Here is a 17,042-nt window from a genome sequence, read left to right as displayed (position 1 = left end):
TCTCGTCTTTTTTTCATATAGTATATTAACCAATATCTCCAAGACGTAGTACGTCACGAGCGATCATAACTTCTTCGTCAGTTGGAATTACGATAATTTTTACTGGAGAGTGTGGGAAGCTGATGAATGCTTCTTCACCAAATACGTTATTACGTTTTACGTCGAAGTATACGCCCATGTACTCAAGGCCTTCTAATACACGCTCACGAATAATCGCACTGTTTTCACCTACACCAGCTGTAAAGATGATAGCGTCAACGCCTTTCATACGAGCTGTGTAAGAACCGATGTATTTGTGGATACGGCTTACGAATACATCAAGTGCTACTTTCGCACGGTGGTCGCCTTCTTCTTCTTTCGCAATGATGTCACGTAGGTCACTAGAGTAACCAGTAAGACCTAACATACCACTCTTCTTATTTAATACGCTAACTACTTCTTCTACTGTTTGGCCTGTTTTTTCCATGATGTATGGAATTAACGCAGGGTCAATGTTACCAGAACGTGTACCCATTGTTACACCAGCAAGTGGAGTGAAGCCCATAGAAGTATCGATAGATTTACCGCCTTCTACTGCTGCGATACTTGCACCATTACCTAAGTGACAAGAAAGTAAGCTTAAGCTTTCAAGTGGACGACCTAATAATTCAGCCGCACGCTCAGTTACGTATTTATGAGAAGTTCCGTGGAAACCGTATTTACGGATACCGAACTTTTCATAGTACTCATATGGTAGGCTGTATAAGAATGCAGATTCCGGCATTGTTTGGTGGAATGCTGTATCGAATACTGCTACTGCTGGTACGTTTGGTAATACTTCTTGGAATGCTTTAATACCAACAAGGTTTGCTGGGTTATGAAGTGGTGCTAAATCGCTTAACTCTTCGATATCAGCTAATACTTCATCAGTAATTAAAACAGAGTCAGCAAATTTTTCGCCGCCGTGAACAACACGGTGACCGATACCGCCAATCTCATCTAGAGACTTAACGATTCCGTTTTCAGTTAATTTTTTAAGAAGCATATTTACTGCTACTGCATGATCTGGAATATTTGTAATTTCTTTTTGTTTTTCGCCATCTACAGTAATAGTGAAGATACTATCTTCTAAACCGATACGTTCTACTAAACCTTTTGTTAATACTGTTTCACTTGGCATTTCAAATAATTGGAATTTTAAGGAAGAGCTTCCTGCGTTAATCGCGATGATTTTTGACATCTAGTCTTTCGCCCCTTTTTCTCTTGGTAGTTGTGTGGATATGTCCACAAACCGCTCGATTTTATCTGATCAAATTCACTAAATATGAAAACGTTTCATCATTAGTGAATTTTATACTCACGATTTTAATTTAAACATCGTCCGACATATATTTCAAGTGAAAAAATTGTAACACCAAGAAAAAATATATATTACAGATTTCAAAAAAATTCAGTTTAATCTAGTATATATTTAAAAATATGATATATCATATAAAACTGTACTACATGAATTACTAACCCTGTTACATATACCTTGCCTTATTTGTGGGTTGCAAACCAAGTATTTAATTGATCCATAATGTTCTCCATCGCCTTCATGTTGGAGAATTTAGGTAACTCCACTAATAACGCCTGTTTTGGCATTGTTACACTAGGACCTTTCTTTTGGAGAACAAATATACTTTTTGCATTTTTCTCGTTTTTAAACATGGAAACAGGTAGCTGTAATAGCCCTTGAATAAAACATGTTTCTTTAATAAATGCATGTAATTTTGGAGCTTGATCACTTTCAAAAATGAAGTTTGGTACTAGGAAGAATAAGTACCCGCCTTCTTTCGTATGTTTCACACTTTGTTCAATAAATAGGTGATGGGCATACGACATTCCTTCATCTGCTTTTAACTTATATTCACTTGCACCGATTTCATTTGGATAGTAACCAATCGGTAAGTCTGAAACGACTGCATCAACCGGATCGATATAAAGTGGCGCTAGTCCATCTTGATGGAAGAATTCGATTGCATGCTTTTGTAAATTCGCATTTACTAAAGCAAGTTTAATTAGCACTTCATCCACTTCTACACCAAATCCACTCATTGCTAGTCCTTCTTTGGCGCTATTAAATACTGTAGTCATTAAGTTACCTGTTCCAATTGCAGGATCTAAAACAGTAATTTCGTTTTGCCCTTGCATAAATTTATGGAATAAGTAGCTCATGAACATTCCAACTGCATCAGGCGTCATTTCATGATTCGCTTGTACGCCTTCTTTCATTCCTTTTAAAATGGCTAACTGAAATGCTTTACGAATTTCTTCACCTTTATATGTTTCTTCATTAAACGTACTATATTCACGATTCAGCCTTTCAATTGCTGATTCGGATAATTCCTCTTGTAAAATTGCTCCTTCAAACAAGTTATCACCTGTTTCTACAAGCGCCTCTAAATATGTTACATCTAATTCTTTACGTAAAACTACCGCAGAAGAATCAAAAATAGAAAATAATGTTTCTACTGTCTGACTCACGTACATTCCTCCTTCTCTCTTTTACACATAACTTATATCATACCACAAAGTGTTTTTTTCCAAAAAGAAAAAGCGACCTCCTGCAAAGAGCTCCCCTTTAATTTATATATGATATAGCGTTTTTTCTCATATATTGGTACCATTACGTAGCAATACATGAGAAAAAACGACCTCTTATAAAGAGGTCATTTCTTTCTCATTATTTTGCCGCTTTAGCTGCTTCTAATGCTGCTTCATAGTTTGGATGGCTTGTACCTTCGCTTACGTATTCTGCGTAAACTACTTTGTCGTTGCTATCTACTACGAATACTGCACGAGCAAGTAAACGAAGCTCTTTCATTACTAAGCCGTAAGCTTCACCGAATGAAAGATCGCGGTGGTCAGAAAGTGTAACAACATTTTCTAAACCGTTTGCTGCACACCAGCGTTTTTGAGCGAATGGTAAGTCAGCGCTAATTGTTAATACTTTCGCGTTTTCAATACCTGCTGCATCTTGGTTAAAACGACGTGTTTGTGCATCACACACACCTGTATCGATTGAAGGTACAACACTAATTAATTTTACTTCGCCTTTGTATGTTTCTAAACTTACTGGAGATAAGTCATTTGCTAATACTTGGAAATTCGGCGCTTGATCGCCAACTTTAACTTCTGTTCCAACTAAAGTCATTGGATTACCTTTAAAAGTTACGTTTGCCACTTGAAAATCCTCCCTTATTTAAACAAAATATGTACAATGTAAATGATAGTTTGTCCCTATCGATAATGCAAATAAAATCGCTTTATTTACAAAAAAAATAAAGAAGCTAATCCATTGATTAGCTTCTTATTTGTTAAATTTGAAATTCAGGATCGTCTTCTTTTCGTTTATCCATCATTTCCTTCACTTTATCAACAGCTTGTGGCGCCAATTCAATTATTTTATCAATGACGTGTGTTTGCTTATCTAAATGCAACACTTTTACACCTTCTCCATTTATAACAAGAAAAGCAACAGGATTAATAGAAACTCCTCCACCACTTCCCCCGCCAAATGGATGACGGCCTGAATGTTCTACTTTACCAAATTCACTTCCACCAGCAGCAAAGCCGAAACTAACTTTCGAAACGGTAAGAATTACACTTCCATCTGCCGCTTTAATCGGGTCACCAACAATTGTATTTACATCAGTCATTTGTTTTAAATGCTGCATTGCGGTTGTCATTAAACCTTGAATTGGATGGTCCATTCTATATCCCTCCTATACTTGAACAGATTTTTCAGTCGCACCAGATCTTTGTCTTCTCATAAATACGAGTAATTTGATACCTGTTTTTATAGCACGAAATATACGAAAAGATGCTGTTAACTCACATCTTGATGCAAATCCTTTCCCTTGAAAAACAGGGGTAATTTCAAATTCTGGTACGTCGACAATATGCATATATTGTCCTATAAATCCAGCAGCCATTCCTTTTGTCCCCCATGCATATCCAGTGACAATTCCAGTACTAGCTGCATCACCTGCTCCAATTTGGGTGTGCCATTTCCAACCATTGATTTTTACTCGTTTGAGAAAATCTTTAACGATAGTATGAACTTCTTGCAGCTTTTTTATCAGTTCCCCTATACTATCAAGTTGTGCCATAATTTTATTATCAATTCCGCCATCCTCTTCAGCTTTCTTAATCTTTTGTCCTGTCTTTTTCTGTTGTTTTTCAATTCTCTCCAATACATCAAACGTGTATCGAATCATCCATATTTTCACTTGAAACAAACATTGCTTTTCCATTTCTGAATATAAAAATGTCACTTTAAGCTTTATTTTCGACAATAGTATAAGCAAAATAAAAAGGAGAAGAATTATCATTCCAATTACGAGCCACTTCATACGTATCATCCTTTCACTCCATACCCATTATCGACAAGTTTATTCATCATTAAACAGCGTTTCATAAGATTGAAAATAAAAATTTTTCTAAAAACAAAAGGTGTTTTGACATTTTATATCGAAATATATTATTTGAACATATCTTCAAGAATGTATTTGGGTGATATGTAGCACGAAGAACAGAAAATTTAACTGCAGTGGAGGGATACATAATGGCAGATCGTCGCAATTTATTTTTCTTTTATGGTGATGACAAAGCAACGCTCGTTGAAAAAATGAAACCAATCTATCGTATTTTAGAAGAGAATGGATTTACCATATTAGATCATCCAAAAAATGCAAACGCTATCGTCAGTGTTGGAGATGATGCAACTTTCTTACAAGCCGTTCGTAAAACTGGTTTTAGAGAAGATTGCTTATACGCAGGGATTTCTACGAAAGATGAGATTTCTTTCTACTGCGATTTCCATATTGATCACGTTGATACAGCCCTTCAAGAAATTACAAAAAATGAAATTGAAGTGCGTAAATATCCAACAATTCAGGTAGATGTAGATCACGGTACATCTTTCTATTGTTTAAATGAGTTCTCATTACGTTCTAGCATCATTAAAACATTCGTTGTAGACGTTCACGTTGATGATCTATATTTCGAAACATTTAGAGGGGACGGTTTAGTTGTTTCTACCCCAACAGGAAGTACAGCTTACAATAAATCATTACATGGCGCGGTTGTTGATCCACTTATTCCGTGCTTCCAAGTAAGCGAACTAGCATCATTAAATAACAACACATACCGTACGCTCGGTTCACCGTTCATTTTAAATCACGAACGTACATTAACTTTAAAACTAAAACCAGACGGTAACGATTATCCTGTTATCGGTCTGGATAATGAAGCGCTTAGCATTAAACAAGTGGAAAAAGCTGTTGTACGCTTAAGCGATAAACAAATTAAAACAGTTAAATTAAAAAACAATTCCTTCTGGGAAAAAGTACAGAGAACATTTTTATAACATGAAAAAAACCGCCGAATTATGATATTCCATAATTCGGCGGTTTTTTATTTCTCTCGCTATCGGCCGCCATTTTTGTCATTTCTTGTCGATAAGTCGATATATTTTAATAATCGCTGATATATTCCGGTTTGCGGTTGATATATTCCAATAATCGCTGATATATTTCAAGTTGCGGTCGATATATTCCGAAAATCGCTGATATATTTTCACGCTTCTTTTCTATACACAATCTTCCCATCAATTACAGTCATCGCTGCTTGTACTTCTTTTATTTCTGCTACTTCTATTTCAAAAATATTTCGATCTAATATCGTAAAGTCCGCTTCATATCCCTTTGCGATTTTCCCTCGCTTCGCTTCTTTTCCGATTGCATAGGCACTTCCTGTTGTAAATAAAGAGATAGCTTCATATACCGTTAATCTTTCCTCTGGCATATAGCATACGCCGTCAATAAAACTTCTACGTGTAACAGCACTATATATGCCTAAAAACGGATTCACTTGTTCAATTGGCGCGTCAGACCCACCGTTGCAGTGTAATTCCGCTTCTAGTAACGTCTTCCAAGCATATGCATATCGAAGACGATGCTCGCCTAGTTTTTCAATGACTGATGGGAAGTCCGATGACACAAAGACGGGCTGAATATCGATAATAGCCGGCAAGTGTTGCATTCTCTCAATCAATTCTTCACGAGCTAACTGACAATGAATAATACGATCGCGAAACCCTTCTGCTGGTGGATATAATTCAAGTGCATCAATGACATATTCAAGCGATAAATCACCTATTGTATGAATCGCAACTGGCATATGTAAATCCCGTGCTTTTTTCACTAACTCCGCAAGCTCTTCACGTGAGAAGATTGCAACTCCATTTGTTTCCTGCGCATCTTCATACGGTTCACTTAATAAAGCTGTTCTTCCGCCAAAAGAGCCATCAGAAAAAATTTTCATCGCTCCAAATTCAATATAATGCTCATTTTCATATTCTTTTCGCTCATGTGCCACTTCATGGTGAACGAGCAAATGCGCTTTAAAGGGCATTTCTTTTATAACATGAGAAAACGCATTATGCGTTTTTCTAAAACCACCGTAATAATTTAAATCTTCCGTATGCCCACCGACGAGTCCGTATTGCCAGCAATCTTTAATCGCTGTTTGCAGAGCTCTTTGTAAGTAGGCTTCATCAATTTCAGGCTGAACATGTTTTATTAGTTCTTGTCCTTGTTCATATAAAAGCCCTGTTAAATTATTCAATGCGTCCCGGCCGACTTTTCCTCCTTTCGGGTCTTGCGTCGTTTCTGTTATGTTCGCTTCTTGCAATATGTATGAATTCACCCATGTAACGTGGCGACAAACGCGCTTTAATAAAATGGGGTGTTCTTTAGAGATTTCATCTAAATCACGTACATGAACTTGTTTTGTATCTGTAAAATTATTTTCATTCCAGCCTTCTCCAATAACCCAAGAACCTTTTGGCGTTTCTTCTACTCGCTTCTGAACAAGAGTCAACACTTCGCTATAAGATGTACAATTTGATAAGTCTAGACGGAGTAACCTCTCCCCGTGCCCAATAAGATGCATATGACTATCAACGAGACCTGGGATCATCGTTTTGCCTTTTAAGTCATACAACTTCACGTCTGAATATCGACTTTCTAGCTCTTCCTTACTCCCAGCATCAACAATCATGCCCTTTTCAACATAAATAGCTTCTACTTTTTCATTCTCTTCTCGCATCGTGTAAATGGTGCCGCCATACCAAATTTCTCCCATATGCTCATCCCCCTTTTCCCTTTAGTCTACGAAATTAGAGCGTATAAAAAAAGCACCATTTCGATTAAAAATGGTGCTTTTCTAAAAATTACTTTTGTTCAGTAGGGTTCGTTGTGATTTGCCATTCAATGCTAAATTTATCTTTAAGTTGTCCGTATGCTGGGCTCCAGAACGTTTCTTGAAGTGGCATAATAACTTCTCCACCCTCTTGTAACTTTTCGAATACTTCTTTCGCTTTTTCTGCATTACTAATTTGAATTGCAATTGTTACTTGAGATCCGATTGCATGCCCTTGACCTGGGAATGTATCAGAAATCATAAGGTCCGTATTACCAACTTTTAAAGTAGCATGTAAAACGCGCTCTTTTGCTTCAGCTGGAATCGGGTATTCTGGATTTTCAGGCATGTCACCAAAAGTTTGCATGATTTCTACTTTTGCGTCTAACGCCTCTTTATAAAACTGTACAGCCTCTTGCCCACTACCATCTAAAACTAAGTACGGATTAATACCTAAAATCATACGGACACCTCTTTTTTAAGTTTATAAAAATCGAACTTGTGTTCGTTTTTATATTATCATTGTTTGGCATTTCATTCAACTATTTCCTTCACTGTTTTTAAAATTATTTTGACGGAATCTCCATCTCTTGCTTTCTAAGCTCAATACGGCGAATTTTTCCGGAAATCGTTTTTGGTAGTTCATCTACAAATTCAATTTTGCGAGGGTATTTATATGGTGCAGTGAGTTCTTTGACGTGTTGTTGGAGTACTGGAATTAATGTTTCTTCATTCTTGTCTATATTCTCTCTTAATACGATAAATGCCTTCACGACACTTCCGCGAATTTCATCAGGGCTTGCGACAACCGCACACTCTCTTACATAAGGATGTTTTACGAGCGCATCTTCTACTTCAAACGGCCCAATTGTATAACCAGAGCTAATAATAATATCATCACCGCGCCCTTCAAACCAGAAATAGCCGTCTTCATCTTTCTTCGCTTTATCACCGGTAATATAATAATCACCGCAGAATTGCATCGCTGTGCGCTCATCGTCTTTATAATATTGTTTAAAGAGGGCTGGTGTTTCAATGTGAACTGCAATATCACCAACTTCTCCTACCTGTACCGGAATACCTTCCTCATCTACAATATCAACGTGGTTGCCTGGCGTTGGTTTTCCCATTGATCCTGGTCTAATATCCATTCCTTTCATTACACCAACAAGCAATGTATTTTCCGTTTGCCCGTAGCCGTCTCTTACTGTAATATTAAAGTGCTTTTGGAACGTTTCAATGACTTCTCTATTTAATGGCTCACCTGCGGATACAGCGCTATGTAACGCTTCTAAATTGTACTGGCTTAAACTTTCTACTTTTGCCATTAATCTATACTCAGTCGGCGTACAACAAAGTACATTCACCTTATTATCGTCTAATAAATTTAAATATGTTTTCGGTTCAAATTTACCGTTGTATACAAATCCTGTCGCTCCTGATCCGAGAGTTGCTAAAAACGGGCTCCAAATCCACTTTTGCCAACCTGGACTAGCCGTCGCCCATACAACATCATCCTCTTCAATTCCGAGCCAATTTTGAGCGCTCGTGCGCAAATGAGCGTATGCCCATGCATGCGTATGAACAACACCTTTTGGATTTCCTGTCGTTCCTGACGTGTAAGATAAAAAGACCATATCTTCTTTATCTGTCTTCGCCATTTCTAACAGGTCACTTTCTGTTTCTAACGCTGTTTTTAAATTAATCCATCCATCTACTGACTGCTCGCTCAGAACGAATTTTTGAAGAGATTCCATCGCTTCTATATCATCAAACTGCCCAATGTACGGCTCATAACTTACGATTGCTTTTACTTCCCCGTGCCCAATGCGATATTCTATATCCTTTTTGCGCAACATTTCCGAACTCGGAATTACGACAAATCCTGCTTTAATCGCAGCGATATACGTCATGTACGCTTCAATTAAGCGCGGCATCATAATGAGGAGCTTGTCCCCTTTTTGCAGACCACTCTTTATAAAAGCGTTTCCAATTTTATTCGCACCTTTCATAAGCTCAGCGTATGTAACTTCTCGTCTATTCCCTTTATCATCTTGCCAAATTAAAGCAAGCTTATCTTTATCACCTGTATATTTCTCTATTTCAGAAACTAAATTATAAGACGGTGGCGCCAACAATTCCTCTCTCTTCATACAATATCCTCCTCCATTTCTATGCCTCTCTTATATAATAAAGAATTTTCAGTTAATTTTGAACCCTCTTCTTTTGACAAATTTTTTATGTCTATGTCGAAATGAATGTATACCGATGCAAACAACAAAAAGAAAGAGCGGGAAAACCCGCTCTTTCTAAGCCATCTTATATGGGATTATTTTTGGTAACCGCCTAATTGTTGCTCAGCTAGTGAAACTAGACGTTTAGTGATTTCACCACCAACAGAACCGTTAGCGCGAGCTGTTGCATCTGCTCCAAGTTGAACACCAAACTCTTGAGCGATTTCGTATTTCATTTGGTCTAATGCTGATTCAGCACCAGGAACCGCTAATTTATTTGTGCTACGTGACATGTTATATCACCTCCTTGTGAGTATAGAGTGTGATAAATAACATGACTTCATACACGTTTTAGATATGGTAATTTATGGTTTTAGAAAAGTTCTTCGAATTTGTCTTCTTCCGCCACTACTTCTACCGTTTGTAATACAATTGTTTCTTTGTTCGCTACAGCTTCATCGATTAATGGTGTGAAATCGTATTTCGCTTCAAAACGATTCGCTTTTTCACGCTTCGGCTTCGTCGCTGGGCTTGCTGGTGTGAATACTGTACAGCAATCTTCGTACGGACGAATTGAAATATCATATGTGCCGATTTCTTCAGCGATTTTAATAATTTCTAATTTATCCATCGTAATAAGTGGACGAATAACTGGATAGTTTGTTACTTCGTTAATCGTATGCATACTATCTAATGTTTGGCTTGCTACTTGTCCAAGACTTTCACCAGTCGTGATGGCAAGTGCATTACGCTCCTCTGCGATACGCTCTGTAATACGCATCATCATACGGCGCATAACTGTCATTGAATAGCTAGATGGAATTTCTTTATTAATCGTTTTTTGCACTTCTGTAAATGGAACAAGGTGAAGCGTTACACGTTTACAGTACTTCGTTAACTCTTGTGCTAAATCGATTACTTTTTGTTTCGCACGCTCGCTTGTGAAAGGTGGGCTATGGAAATGAACTGCTTCCACAGACACGCCGCGTTTCATCGTTAAGTACGTTGCTACTGGGCTATCGATACCACCAGAAAGAAGTACCATTACTTTTCCGCCAACACCAACTGGCAAACCACCAGCTCCCATATGCTCACCACACATAATATAGCTGTAACCACTGCGAATTTCTATACGTACATTCACATCTGGATTATGAACATCTACTGTGATATCCTCTGTATTTTCTAAAATGTGTCCACCGATTTCTGGAAGTAACTCCATCGTCTTCATTGGGAAGCGCTTATCAGAACGGTGCACTGTAATTTTAAATGTTTTCACATCATCTTTTACTTGTAAGAAAGCTGCTAATGCACCCTTTTTAATATCTTCTAATTCTGATGGTACTTTCATCGCTAAGTTAAACTTATGAATACCGAATACATCTTTCAATCTTTCAGAAATTGCTTCATGATCTTCGCCATTTAATTGAATGTACATACGGTCATGCGTTGCATCGATTTTAATATTTGGGAACTTTTTCAGTTTGAACTTTACGTTATCTTTCAATGTGCTTACAAATTTAGAACGGTTCTTACCTTTAGTCGTCATCTCTCCATAACGAACTAAAATATATTCATATGTCATCATATTCCTTTACCTCATCACTTCATATAATTTTGGCATCGTCTCTTTCACAATACCTTCAAATTGTTTTACTTCTTCCATCGTGTTTTCTGGTGCCAAACTAATGCGAATAGCACTTGCAGCAGCGGCATGGGGTACTCCCATTGACACTAACACTCTGCTCACTTCATTTGCTTTTGAAGAACAAGCAGACTTCGTCGATACATATACACCGTGCTCTTCTAAAGCATGAACGACCACTTCTGGTTTTAAACCCACAAATGACACATTTAAAATGTGCGGTGCTGCATATGCAAGCGACGTATTGATCGTTACATCTTCCATCTCTTTAAAGAAACGGACAAGCTCTGTTTGTAAATTGTGCAAATGAGCTATCTTTTCTTTCACTTGTTCCATTGTCATGCGAAGTGCTTTCACCATCGCTACAATGCCAGGTAAGTTTTCTGTACCAGAGCGATACTTAAGCTCTTGTTGACCACCTGATAAAATTGGATCTAACCTTACGCCATCACGTACATAAAGAAGACCCGTTCCTTTTACACTGTGGAATTTATGTCCAGATATTGAGCAAAGATCAATATGAGAAGCATATAAATCAAGCGGTACTTTTCCTATCCCTTGTACATGGTCCACATGGAATCTTATTTTCGGATAGTTCGATAATAACGTTCCAATTTCAGCAACAGGCTGAATTGCTCCAGTCTCGTTGTTCACGTGAATAATTGACACAAGAATCGTATCTTCACGAAGTGCTCGTTTTACATCCTCTACCGATACAACACCATGCTCATTAACCGGTAAATATGTTACATCAAAACCGAGATCTTCTAATTGTTTATATGCTTCAAACACAGACGCGTGTTCAATATTTGTTGTAATGATATGTTTACCGCGCGAACGATTCCTCATCGCTATTCCTTTAATCGCAAGGTTATTCCCTTCCGTTCCACCTGATGTGAAAATAATCTCAGAAGGTTTAACGTGAAGAAGCTGCGCTGCAATCGTTCTCGATTGTGTTAATAGACGCTCTGCCTCTCCCCCAAGCGAATGAATAGAAGAAGGGTTTCCAAAATATTTTCCAGCAACCGTTACGTACGATTGAAGGGCTTCTGGATATGGCTTCGTCGTCGCACTATTATCAAAATAGATCATCGTTCTTCCCCTTTCAGCGCTATCACATCATATAATCATATCACAAATACGTGTAATTACGCTAAGACTACTCAAAGGTTCCATTTTATCCCGATTGTGAAGGCCGATAATTAGCGAGGATGACCCTACTGACTACAGTTTCACTATATTTTAAAACGAATAACCTTACTGTATTCCGCTATTCATTATAGCAACATCGTCCCCAAAATTACACAAAAAAACAAACCCTTATGAAAGGGTTTGTTCATTGTCCACATATTCAGCTATTTTTTGAACAACGCCAGGTTCAAGTTGCTCTAGTACAGAAGCCGCTTGTTCTAAAGCTGCATCGTATTGATATTCACGGAATAATTTCTCCGCATAATTTAAGCTCTCTGCAAGGTTCTCATCATGACTGCGGTAACGATTACCGTATTGAATTAATTTTTCAACTAAATACGCTTGTCCAATTAACTCTTCTGTCATTTCAGCTACACCATTAACAGTTGTGTACGCTTCTTCTAAACTGCTATTTACAGCATTCATATTTAACGGTTTCACTTCTAACTGTTCATATACAGCTTGCATTGCCATTTGTCCTCTTTGTAAATCTTCCATAATGCTTTCTGGAAGACCTGGCAAATTCGACTTTTGCATAAAACGTTTCGTTTCAAAAATGATATTTCGCATTTCTTGTAACTTCTCACGTGCTTCAAATTCTTCTTTACGCATCGTTTGCAGCATTTCTTTATATTCTGCATGAAGTACTTTTAACGTTTCACATTGCTCATAAACCTCTTCTAGTTCCTCACGAATAATAGAGAAGGCTATATCTTGTTCCGCAACGCGTAATCGCAGCATTTCAAAACGTTTCGTTAAAATATGCATTTGCTTTTCAATTACTTTTTGAGACTCAATGTCCTTATCTTGTAGCTGATAACTTTGTTTCACAAGTTGTGTTTCTGCTTTTGTTTCAATCGTTTCAGTACGAATTTCTTCTAAGTCTTCATAAACAGAAAGTGTTTTTTGCTCCACATAATGTCTCGCATGTACTTCTTGTTCCAGTTGATCATAGAAGCCATCTAAACGCGTTTTTAAGTTTTCTACTTTTTCAGCGGCTTCTGTTATATGAAGCTCCTGTATATCCATTAAACATGTGTGTAGTTGTGTCGTCATATCACGAACTTCTTTAGGGACTTCCAAATACTCTAATACATAACCTTGTCTTACCATATCATTATGTCCTTGTAATAAATCTTCCAGCTGAACTGGTAACGTCGCTTGACACTCTACCAATAAATCCGGAATTTGATGAATAATGATTTCTAAGCTTGCCAAACCTTCTTCTAAACTAATAACAATTTCTCTCGCTTTTAAATAGTCACCATTATCTGTTGCCTCTTCAAAGCTTTTAAACTTATTAGATTCAGCATCTAGCATCTCTTCGATTTTCTGCTCTGCTGCTCCATACATATGTCTATGAGCAAGAACACTCTTCTTCATACTACGATATGTATCACGTAACTCTTCAATTTCCGAGCTATTTTTTTCATGGCTTTCTAACAATTGCTGTAATTCATTTAAAATATCTGTAATACGATTATCAGCGTCATCTAAACCACTTATGGATTCATTCATCGCATGCTTTGCTTTTCGGAAGGAGAATTGCGAGGCGAATTTTCGCGCTTGCGCTAAATCTTTGTCTGCTTTCGGAAGGGTTGTTGATACAATCTCATCCCATTCTTCACGCCATTTACCAAACAGTTCTTCTGTTTGACCCGTCATGTTTAAATCTTTCACCCGTTTTAGTTCATCTGCCACAGGTTTATCTTTTATCTCTTGTTTCCACTGCTCCAGTGCTTCAATATCTTTATATGAACGATTTCTTATCACAAGCTCTATCATGAGCAGCACTAGAATAGAGCTTACTACAATGATAACGATCGTCAGGATAGAATCCATGCAAAAAAGCCTCCTAGTTATATCTCTTTTTTTGTCCGTTCCGTTTATGAAATGGAAGGCATTATGTATAAAAAGGGAATCCCCCTATATTTAACAACTAACAATGTACTAATCATACCATGTAATGGCTTGTTTTTGACCTAGTTTTTTTTAAAATTTCATGTTTCTTTCAATGCAATTGTAATCTTTCTCAATCTTCTGTTTGGATTAGCTTCCATCATCAAATGATTGCAATAACGGGTTCTCTTCCATATGGGATACGAAATAAATTTTGCGTGCAAGTGGTGGTTCAATAGAAATCGCATGCACATTCCCTTGCTTTACCGCTTGCTTTACTGACATTTCTGAAAGTAACGTAATACCTAGTCCAGCTCCGACCATCGCAAGCATCGGTTCTGCATAAGAAGTTTCAAATGCAATGATTGGTTTCGCACCTATCCCCTGAAACATATTCGTAATCATTTTCCTTACATCACAGATTTCTGGGTATACGATTAACTTTTCATTTTGCAAATCTTCCATTCGGATAACTGTTTTCTCTTTATAAAGATGATCATTTGAAACGACACAAACAATTTTTTCTTCTCGCATTTCTTTTATACACGTAGCGCCTTCTACTACTGAATCGACGAACATCGCTTCAATCTTCCGTTCTTTAAAGAGTCCCATTAGTACTTTCGTATGCTCAATTTTCCATTCTACTTCGAGTTCTTCGCCTAATACATCTTTACATTTTGATATGTAATGAGCTGCTAAACTTGGCAATATACCTATAGAAATTTTCCGCTTCTCTTGAAAAGTCTTCATTTCGGTTTTCACTTCATATATGTGTTTCAAAATCGGTAACATTCTTGTTATAAATAACTCTCCAGCTTCTGTTAATTCCACTCCTTGCGCGGAACGCTTCAGTAAAGTAACCTCTAAATCCGCTTCTAACCTTTGAATTTGCTTACTAAGCGCCGGTTGAGAAATATGTAAAAGCTTACTCGCCTTCGATAAACTTCGCGTATTCTTCACTTCAATAAACGATCGTACTGCCTCCAAATCCATCTTACACACCTCTAACATAAAGTTATAACTGTCATAAAAAATCGATATTTCCTTCTATAAACAATTACTCTTTATACTTATTTCATCAACTTACTATAACGAAATGTAAAGGGGAAAGATACTCTTGGACAAAAAACAAATGCTACTCGGATCCCTCCTATGCTTACTTGCCGTAACGGCTTGGGGTTTTATGTTTCCTGTCATGGCAAATGCCCTGCAGTTTATTGATCCGTTCTTCTTCACAACTATCCGATACGGATCAGCAGCTATTATTTTTCTTATTTTGCTATTCATTACTGAAGGAAAAACTTCACTCCGCTTAGAGAAAAGAACACTTTCGTTATTCTTTTACGGAACAGTCGGTTTCGCTGGATATGGTTTTCTCATTTTTTACGGCCAACAACTTGCCGGGCCTTCTGGGGCCATTCATGCTGCGATGATTCAGTCTCTTATGCCACTCATCGCTTTATTATTGCAGTGGATAACAAAAAACAAACGCCCACAAAACTACACATTCCTTTGTATGTTCGTTGCATTGCTCGGTGTTATGCTCGTCATTTCAAAAGGAAATATTCACTTATTATTTGGAGCTGCCAGTCACCTCTCAACAAATATACTTATGCTATGCGGCGTTACTTGCTGGGTCATTTATACGAACGGTGGTGCTCGTTTTCAATCTTGGTCACCACTTCGATATACGACGTTAACTTGTTTATTCGGCTCGGTTTCACTCATCGTTATCGTCACTTTCTTCACTTACACAAACATCGTTACTATGCCGTCACTTCATACAATTATGAGCGTTCGTTTTGAACTCTTGTATATGTCGATTGTTGCAGGTGTTATCGCTGTATTTTGCTGGAACACAGGAAATCGCTATATTTCATCTATTAACGGCATATTATTTATGAATTTAGTTCCTGTACTTGCACTTATCGGTTCCATCTTTCGAGGTTATACAGTCGACAAAATTGAAATTGCCGGAGCCTCATTAACAATTATCGCGCTCTTATGCAACAATGTATGGCAAAGGAAAGAAAGCACAAAAATCCCCACCTCAGTTCGTTAGGTGGGGATTTTTCACATATGAACAGCTCTTGGCAATTCATAGTACATATTCGTTATACATAATGTTTGCTCCATCCATTGCTCAATTTCTTTCGTGTACATGTCTATGAAAAATGTCTCAGACGGAAAAGAATGCAGCACTTCTGATATATATTGCGGATATAAAAACGGCATATTCATCATGCCTTTTAATTGCGTCATAAACATTGTAAAAGATACCTTTTTAAATTCCTGCTTCATTTGTCCCTGTCTAATCATTTGCTCTATATAATATCTTTCTTTAGAAAAGTAAATGGTCATCACTTCGCGAATTAATGTCGTATCAAGTGAAAGCTCTCGGTAGAAGAAACGTGTCAGTTCCCTATTTTCAAATTGATATCGTAAAATCCCGCGCACCATTTGCACCATCACATCTTTAGCCGACAAATATTCTCTCTGTTCGAACGACATTTCAATCACATGAATATATCCTTCTAAAAAGTCAGTAATAAGCTGTTCTAATAAACCTTGCTTTCCAGCAAAATAATATGAAATATTCGCTACATTCACATCCGCTCGCTTTGCAATTTCTCGCACCGACGTTCCATCATAACCTTTCGTGTTAAACAACGATATTGCCGCATCAATTACTTTTTGTTTCGTCTGTTTCATGCGCTCACTTCCTCTCACTGAACAGCTATAGTTTAAATTTCTTGACTTTTAAGACAAATTCCTTTAATTTTCTATCGACAAAGTCATGTGAAATACATCGTATTTTGCTAATATTTTACACATCTCGATAAAAA

16 protein-coding genes are annotated in these 17,042 nt (G+C 37.4%); 2 read left to right on the top strand and 14 right to left on the bottom strand.

Annotation, left to right across the window (positions count from 1 at the left end; all coding sequences use genetic code 11):
- Window positions 1-25 precede the first annotated feature (25 nt).
- From ackA to QCI46_RS04170, 5 genes are all read right to left on the bottom strand, one after another.
- The gene (ackA, locus tag QCI46_RS04190; protein WP_000034571.1) at window positions 26-1,219 is read right to left on the bottom strand and encodes an acetate kinase; all 1,194 of its coding nucleotides are present in this window, start codon (window positions 1,217-1,219) and stop codon (window positions 26-28) included.
- A gap of 299 nt (window positions 1,220-1,518) precedes the next feature.
- On the bottom strand, window positions 1,519-2,505 hold the full coding sequence (locus QCI46_RS04185; RefSeq protein ID WP_000084362.1) for a class I SAM-dependent methyltransferase: 987 nt from the start codon (window positions 2,503-2,505) through the stop codon (window positions 1,519-1,521).
- Between the two features lie 199 nt (window positions 2,506-2,704).
- Entirely contained in the window at window positions 2,705-3,205 is a 501-nt protein-coding gene (gene tpx / locus QCI46_RS04180; RefSeq protein ID WP_076540703.1) for a thiol peroxidase, read from the bottom strand.
- Between the two features lie 133 nt (window positions 3,206-3,338).
- On the bottom strand, window positions 3,339-3,734 hold the full coding sequence (ytfJ, locus tag QCI46_RS04175) for a GerW family sporulation protein (RefSeq protein ID WP_000350005.1): 396 nt from the start codon (window positions 3,732-3,734) through the stop codon (window positions 3,339-3,341).
- 12 nt (window positions 3,735-3,746) lie between these two features.
- Window positions 3,747-4,385: a DUF2953 domain-containing protein gene (locus tag QCI46_RS04170; RefSeq protein WP_353839662.1), complete on the bottom strand. Its 639-nt coding sequence runs from the start codon at window positions 4,383-4,385 to the stop codon at window positions 3,747-3,749.
- A gap of 203 nt (window positions 4,386-4,588) precedes the next feature.
- On the opposite strand from QCI46_RS04170, the gene QCI46_RS04165 reads away from it, so the two are divergent.
- Entirely contained in the window at window positions 4,589-5,392 is an 804-nt protein-coding gene (locus tag QCI46_RS04165) for an NAD kinase (RefSeq protein ID WP_172553993.1), read from the top strand.
- 209 nt (window positions 5,393-5,601) lie between these two features.
- Here the strand turns inward: QCI46_RS04165 and QCI46_RS04160 are convergent, their stop codons facing one another.
- The 8 genes from QCI46_RS04160 to QCI46_RS04125 form a co-directional block, all read right to left on the bottom strand.
- The gene (locus tag QCI46_RS04160) at window positions 5,602-7,170 is read right to left on the bottom strand and encodes an amidohydrolase (RefSeq protein ID WP_353839661.1); all 1,569 of its coding nucleotides are present in this window, start codon (window positions 7,168-7,170) and stop codon (window positions 5,602-5,604) included.
- Window positions 7,171-7,258: 88 nt separating this feature from the next.
- Window positions 7,259-7,690, bottom strand: coding sequence for a VOC family protein (locus QCI46_RS04155; RefSeq protein WP_048544430.1), 432 nt, complete (start codon window positions 7,688-7,690; stop codon window positions 7,259-7,261).
- A 103-nt stretch (window positions 7,691-7,793) separates the two neighbouring features.
- Window positions 7,794-9,380 (bottom strand): acyl-CoA synthetase MbcS, encoded by a 1,587-nt coding sequence (mbcS, locus tag QCI46_RS04150; RefSeq protein WP_353839660.1) that lies wholly within the window; start codon window positions 9,378-9,380, stop codon window positions 7,794-7,796.
- A 176-nt stretch (window positions 9,381-9,556) separates the two neighbouring features.
- On the bottom strand, window positions 9,557-9,754 hold the full coding sequence (locus tag QCI46_RS04145; protein WP_000091640.1) for an alpha/beta-type small acid-soluble spore protein: 198 nt from the start codon (window positions 9,752-9,754) through the stop codon (window positions 9,557-9,559).
- 80 nt (window positions 9,755-9,834) lie between these two features.
- Entirely contained in the window at window positions 9,835-11,049 is a 1,215-nt protein-coding gene (gene thiI / locus QCI46_RS04140) for a tRNA uracil 4-sulfurtransferase ThiI (protein ID WP_088123518.1), read from the bottom strand.
- A gap of 6 nt (window positions 11,050-11,055) precedes the next feature.
- Complete coding sequence (locus QCI46_RS04135; protein ID WP_073516726.1) at window positions 11,056-12,198, bottom strand: cysteine desulfurase family protein; 1,143 nt, start codon at window positions 12,196-12,198, stop codon at window positions 11,056-11,058.
- Window positions 12,199-12,426: 228 nt separating this feature from the next.
- The gene (gene ezrA / locus QCI46_RS04130; protein ID WP_060486568.1) at window positions 12,427-14,139 is read right to left on the bottom strand and encodes a septation ring formation regulator EzrA; all 1,713 of its coding nucleotides are present in this window, start codon (window positions 14,137-14,139) and stop codon (window positions 12,427-12,429) included.
- A 207-nt stretch (window positions 14,140-14,346) separates the two neighbouring features.
- A complete protein-coding gene (locus tag QCI46_RS04125; RefSeq protein ID WP_353839659.1) occupies window positions 14,347-15,189 on the bottom strand; it encodes a LysR family transcriptional regulator in 843 nt (280 codons plus the stop codon).
- Window positions 15,190-15,313: 124 nt separating this feature from the next.
- On the opposite strand from QCI46_RS04125, the gene QCI46_RS04120 reads away from it, so the two are divergent.
- On the top strand, window positions 15,314-16,258 hold the full coding sequence (locus QCI46_RS04120) for a DMT family transporter (protein ID WP_137051916.1): 945 nt from the start codon (window positions 15,314-15,316) through the stop codon (window positions 16,256-16,258).
- An 11-nt stretch (window positions 16,259-16,269) separates the two neighbouring features.
- Here the strand turns inward: QCI46_RS04120 and refZ are convergent, their stop codons facing one another.
- Window positions 16,270-16,908, bottom strand: coding sequence for a forespore capture DNA-binding protein RefZ (refZ, locus tag QCI46_RS04115; protein WP_000814938.1), 639 nt, complete (start codon window positions 16,906-16,908; stop codon window positions 16,270-16,272).
- Between the last annotated feature and the right edge of the window lie 134 nt (window positions 16,909-17,042).

It is taken from the genome of Bacillus cereus group sp. RP32 (genome assembly GCF_040459735.1).
GTDB classification, from domain to species: Bacteria; Bacillota; Bacilli; order Bacillales; family Bacillaceae_G; genus Bacillus_A; species Bacillus_A wiedmannii.
The sequence above is the reverse complement of the archived record's forward strand: the minus strand, read 5'-3'. Positions and strand labels throughout refer to the sequence as shown.